Genomic DNA, 5,940 nt, shown 5'->3' with positions numbered 1-5,940 from the left:
AATAATCCATATAAAATATAGGGGGGCCCAATTTAATAATTAAATTGAACCCGTTTACAATAATGAATATTACACAAATTAATTTGTGTAATTAGATTCGTTATTACTGACACAGATTACGCTGCGTATAGTAATAGGAATGCCATCATTAATGCGAATAGACCAATTGCTTCTGTTAAAGCGAACCCAAGAATTGTGTAAGAGAATAATTGAGGTCGTAGAGAAGGGTTTCGAGAAGTAGAGTTAATTAAAGCTGCGAATACTAATCCAACTCCAACTCCAGCTCCTGCTAGTCCAATAGTCGCTAATCCTGCTCCTAAAATTTTAGCTGCTGCTACCATAATTTTTTATTTATCCAGCCAAAGGCTAGTTAAGATAAAACATTTGTGAAAGATATGGATTTAATCCATTGAGAATTTACCAAATGGCATTCGAGCCATTAAACGGTCCGAATTATATTGCCTATTATCATTACTTATATAAATTTGGCCAGGGTAAAGTTTATCCCGGACCTTTTTACCACTTAAGTGATGGTGAATATAATTTGATGTAAATATTAACCCCAATCGGAATCGAACCGATATTCCCACAGTGAAGTTGTGGTGTCTTAACCATTGTACCATGAGGTCTATAAGGGCCAAAACCCCAATTTTTATCAAAATTTGATTAATTTTCTTTCTTTTATACAAATACCCGGTTTAATCGTTTTGCGGCATGGTACGCCAAAATTTTATAGGCATACCATGCCGCCGGCTGGGACGACATCAAACATATTTAGGCTCACTAAGCGCCAATCATTGTCTAAAGTTCTTTCACCGGGGTTGATTTAAATTAATTATTAATTTTTGGACCTTGAGTCAGGGCCGCCGGTCTTAGGATTAAATAACTCCATAGACCCCGGGGCCGGCACCGCCTCTTACCTCTTGGGGTTAAGACAAGTCCTAAGCCCCGGCGGGGCTAAATAATATAATTATTATTAAGGTTATTAGGTAGGGGGGTGGTAATTTATTTAATTAATTTGAAAGTTTTAAGGATAAGCCACGCGGACTGTGTCCGTTGCTCAGGAGCGGCATAGCCACTCATCCTAAAAAGGAGCCCCAAAATTGGGTTAAAACTAAATATTATTATTTAGTAGACACTGCTTTATTTTCATCTGCAGCTAAATCCATTAAAGTATTTTCAACAATACCTACAGCTGGAACGATAATTAAGAACCAACCGAAATAGAATGCTGTTGCAAATTGTCCTAAAGTAATGAATGGCTCTTCTACATGTTGTCCTCCACACCATAATAAGATTAAGAAATCTACTACGAATAACCAGAAAGCAAATTTCATTAATGGTCGGAATGCAGAACCTCTAACTCTTGAAGTATCTAATACAGGCATAGCTAAAAGAATTAATAAAGCTCCTAACATTGCAATTACTCCTCCTAATTTATTAGGAATAGATCGTAAAATAGCGTAGAAAGGTAATAGATACCACTCAGGTACAATAGATGCTGGAGTTTGCATTGGGTTAGCTGGGATATAATTATCAGGATGACCCATTTTATTAGGTGCATAGAATAAGAATAAAGCTAACACTAAGAAGAATAAGAAAATAGTTACTAAATCTTTAAATGAGTAATAAGGATGCATGTAAAGTCTATCAGCATTTGCTGTAATTCCTAGAGGGTTACTTGATCCGTGCTCATGTAAAGTTAATAAATGCATAACTGCTAATGCAGCTAGAATGAAAGGTAATAAGTAGTGAAGACTGAAGAATCGGTTTAAAGTTGCATTATCTACACTGAAACCTCCCCAAATGAATTCTACAATATCTTTACCAATCCAAGGAACGGCAGATACTAAATTAGTAATTACAGTTGCTCCCCATAAAGACATTTGTCCCCAAGGTAAAACGTAACCTAAGAATCCAGTAACAATCATTAAAATTAAGATAATAACACCAATACTCCATGGTAAAACTCGAGGAGCTTTGTATGAACCGTAGTATAATCCTCTACCAATATGTAAATATACAAATAAGAAGAAGAATGATGCAGTATTAGCATGAAGATATCTAATCATCCATCCGTAGTTAACATCTCTCATAATATGTTCTACACTAATAAAAGCTAGATCGATATTAGGTGTGTAATGCATAGCTAAAGTTACTCCAGTTACAATTTGGATACCTAAACATAAAGCTAGTAAAGATCCAAAATTCCAAGCATAATTAAGATTAGAAGGTTGAGGTGAATCAATAACGTAACTATTTGCAAGACTTAAAAGGGAATGACTCTTTAGTAATTTCATTAAAAATAAAATTAATTTAGGCTGATAAGAGGAGTTACCTCAATTTATCGAAAATTCCATTACAAAAAATTATCCTCCCCGTAAAATTTTGGCGTACGGTGCCGCAAAATTTTAAAGCGGCACCACCACCCTAAGGTGTGGTGTCGCCTGCAGGGGGCTAAAGTTTATGTCCTGAATTAACCGGACTAAAAATTATTGTAATAAATTAAGATATCCCGCGCGTAGCACAGGGTTCTTAGATTTTTTGTAATAAAAACATGTAAAATGCAAAACTCGAAGCCGAGAATAGGCTCCAGAGGTCTACAAGCCAAAAAATTGGCCTGAAGCCCTTAAAATATATAGCTAAAAATAAATAAAATTATTCTTTAACAAAATTAAATTTGAGTTTTAAATATTACTATTATAATGAGATCATATAATCTACACTTATTTTGTAAGCCCCCGGGGCCGGCACCGCCGGACCTGGGGGTCCGGGGCGCCAGCCCCGGGGTGTAACTAAAAATGTCATCATTTAATAATATTTTTTCTAAATGACAAAGCCTAAGTTTATCTTTGGTACGGTCTAGCTCCCGCGCTTCGCGCGAAGAACCTAATTTTGTGGTATAAATTTTTAATTCTTACTTATAAAGTTTGACTTTATGTTAAAAACCTTTATTTGTTGAAAGGGGTGGTTTTATTAATAATTAGATAAATATTTATTGAATAAGCACACGGGTGTACCGTTTGGGACCCCGTGGGCTCAAGGGGCTTTGCCCCCGGGGTTTAAAATTATCCTCCCCACCAGTATACACTAATGAATAAGAATAGCCAAACTACATCAACGAAATGCCAATATAAAATAGCTTGCTCGAATCCTAAATGGTGGTGATCAGTTAAGTGGTATGATAAAACTCGGAATAATCCTACAGTTAAGAAAATTGTACCTACAATAACGTGGATACCATGGAATCCAGTAGCCATGTAGAATGTAGATCCATAAACACCATCACTGAATGTGAATGGAGCGTTATAGTACTCAAATGCTTGGAAACCAGTGAAAACTGTTGCTAAAGCAACAGTTGCGATTAAACCGTAAATAACTCCTGCTCGGTTACCTTGGATTAGGCTATGGTGAGCGTAAGTTACAGTAGCACCTGAAGAAAGTAAAATTACTGTATTTAGTAATGGAACCTCCCAAGGGTTTAAAGTCTCAATACCAGCTGGAGGCCAGTGAGCTCCTAATTCTACAGTAGGGGCTAATGAAGAATGGAAGAATGCCCAGAAAATACTAATAAAGAAGAATACTTCAGAAACTACAAATAAAACAAAACCTAAGCTTAATCCTTTTTGTACTGCAAAAGTATGATGACCTTGGAAAGTACCTTCTCTAGAAATATCTTTAAACCATAATGTCATAGTAGAAACTAGAGAGATAAATCCAAGAGTTAATAAGAATAAACCATTAGGGTATCCTTGGAATGTCATTACTCCTGATAGAGTAACTACTAATAAAGAAAATGATACAGCAATTGGCCAAGGCGAAGCTTCAACTAAATGAAATGGATGCGCTTGAACTGATCTGTTCATAAATTTCGTTGTCATACTGTATATGTGATTCCTATAATACATTTCTTGAGGTCTAAAGCAAGGAAAAACAAAGTCCCGGGGCGGCTCGCCGCCCCTGGCCCACGGGTCAGGGGCCGAGCCCTGCCCCGGGGTTTTCCTCGCAATGACTGCTACGCAATATTCGCTCAAGAAAAGTCAATTAATAATTATTGAAATAGTAATATATTTCTTTTTAATACCCTGAGCCTATTGAACAAATTAGTTATTCGATAAGTCTCAGCCTGAATAAGCTCCGTGCTAAAATGCGGGAAGCTAGGAGGCTTACTTAAATTTTACCCAAAACTATGCCTTGAAACTAAAGTAAAAACCAAAAATTTTGGTAAAGCCATATTGTGTGTTAAGCGCAAAAAATAAGTGGGAAATAAGTTAAATTTTGGTAATAGCAAGCTGCCCAAGCTTAAATGCTTGCAAGCATTTTAAGTAAATAATAAATTAATTTTCCTTGGGTTCTAACATACTTATTTACCGATATAAACCGGAGCTAATTTATTAGCATTTAACCTTTACTTTTAGCCTCCGACCTGTAAGGTCGGGAAACAAAAGAAAGGTGAGCTTAGCCTGTTCCAGTTTTTAAACCGCCCCCGTTTTTTAAACGGGGCCGGTTTAAAATTTTGCGGCACCGTACGCCAAAATTTTATGCAGGGCTCGGCCCTGACCCGTGGGCCAGGGGCGACTCGCCGCCCCGGGATATTTTTCGGTACGAACGTCTTGTATTTTAAATCAAAAATATTTGCTTATAATATAAATATAGGTTATCCCCATATTCATTATTTATTGCCCCATCTGTGAAGTAGTAGTATCGTGCGCCCAGCCAAAGATTTTATTAGGTCCCGTTTTAAAAAAACGGGACCGCTTTAAAATTTTGCGGCACCGTACGCCAAAATTTTACGGGCGGCTGCGCCGCCCGCCGGCCCCGGGGTCCAATATTTTATTTTTGAAGCCCCGCGCTTTGCGTGGGCCAAACAGGCGAGATAACCACGCCGGGCTGCGCTCGATAAAAATTTTGCGGCACCGTACGCCAAAATTTTACGGGGCCCAAGTGATACGAAAGGGTAGAAACCCTAAGATCCCCGCGCTCTGCGCGGGTTTCTATACCCCGGGTCGCAAGCGACCCGGGGGTTTCGGGCTTAAATGAATAGAGTGGGACTCGAACCCACAAGGATTATTATATCCATAGTTTAGCAAACTACTNCCTTACCGATTCGGTCATCTATCCTTTGTAAAATATTAACCTCCCGGGCGGGCGACAATACACCTTAGGGTGGTGGTACCACCGCTTTAAAATTTTGCGGCATGGTACGTCAAAATTTTACGAGGGCTGGGTTTGTAATTCAATTAAATTTTATTTTATAAATAGGGAATAGTAGATTCGAACTACTGACATTTTATGTGTAAGATAAACACTCTACCCCTGAGCTAATCCCCTAATATGTAATGGTGTTATCACCACCACCAAATTTTGTATAAGCCCCCGGGGCCGGCACCGCCGGACCTGGGGGTCCGGGGCGTCAGCCCCGGGGCCTCTGTTTTTAAAAACGGAGATATTATTGTTACTTATAATATAATATTGAATATATTATCAATAATATTAAGCCCTAGGGGCTTATAAAATCCTGTAAGTCCCAACAGGCTTTGCTGTTGGGCAGACAAAGGGGCGCATAGCGCCCCCAAATAATAATATATATTTACCTTGAATGTCGCCTAGCAAGTGTAAACTAGCTGCCACAGCTTGTTAGACCAAGGTTAATGGGTGAAAACCCGGAATCGAACCGGGAACCGTTAGTACCACAAACTAATGTTCTGCCGATTGAACTATTCCCACCATATAATTTATACTAATTTGCGGGTGGCTTTGCCGCCCTGCGTCTTTGCTGCTGTAGGTCCTCTAATATTTATTTTTACTTTGGGGGCGACAAAGTCGCCCCCAACCATGAGGTCCCAAAACTAAAGCCCCGGGTCAGGGCTCGGCCCTGACCCGTGGGCCAGGGGCGGCGAGCCGCCCCGAGATATTTAGCGTTTCAGAGGAGTTGAACCT

At 39.0% G+C, this 5,940-nt stretch carries 3 protein-coding genes and 4 tRNA genes; all 7 read right to left on the bottom strand.

The features are described 5' to 3' along the window. Positions 1-116: 116 nt before the first annotated feature. The gene (locus ACYVJS_RS15880; RefSeq protein WP_213407449.1) at positions 117-341 is read right to left on the bottom strand and encodes an ATP synthase subunit C family protein; all 225 of its coding nucleotides are present in this window, start codon (positions 339-341) and stop codon (positions 117-119) included. A gap of 216 nt (positions 342-557) precedes the next feature. Then, positions 558-629 (bottom strand) — tRNA-Glu (locus tag ACYVJS_RS15875). Positions 630-1,124: 495 nt separating this feature from the next. After that, a complete protein-coding gene (locus ACYVJS_RS15870; protein ID WP_460740840.1) occupies positions 1,125-2,300 on the bottom strand; it encodes a cytochrome b N-terminal domain-containing protein in 1,176 nt (391 codons plus the stop codon). 768 nt (positions 2,301-3,068) lie between these two features. Further along, the gene (locus ACYVJS_RS15865) at positions 3,069-3,881 is read right to left on the bottom strand and encodes a cytochrome c oxidase subunit 3 (protein ID WP_460740839.1); all 813 of its coding nucleotides are present in this window, start codon (positions 3,879-3,881) and stop codon (positions 3,069-3,071) included. 1,156 nt (positions 3,882-5,037) lie between these two features. Beyond that, positions 5,038-5,121: transfer RNA gene (locus ACYVJS_RS15860), tRNA-Ser, on the bottom strand. A 138-nt stretch (positions 5,122-5,259) separates the two neighbouring features. Next, positions 5,260-5,331, bottom strand: a tRNA-Val gene (locus ACYVJS_RS15855). A gap of 323 nt (positions 5,332-5,654) precedes the next feature. Continuing rightward, positions 5,655-5,727 (bottom strand) — tRNA-His (locus ACYVJS_RS15850). Positions 5,728-5,940 lie beyond the last annotated feature (213 nt).

The organism is Microbacterium neimengense, from assembly GCF_054782995.1.
The sequence above is the reverse complement of the archived record's forward strand: the minus strand, read 5'-3'. Positions and strand labels throughout refer to the sequence as shown.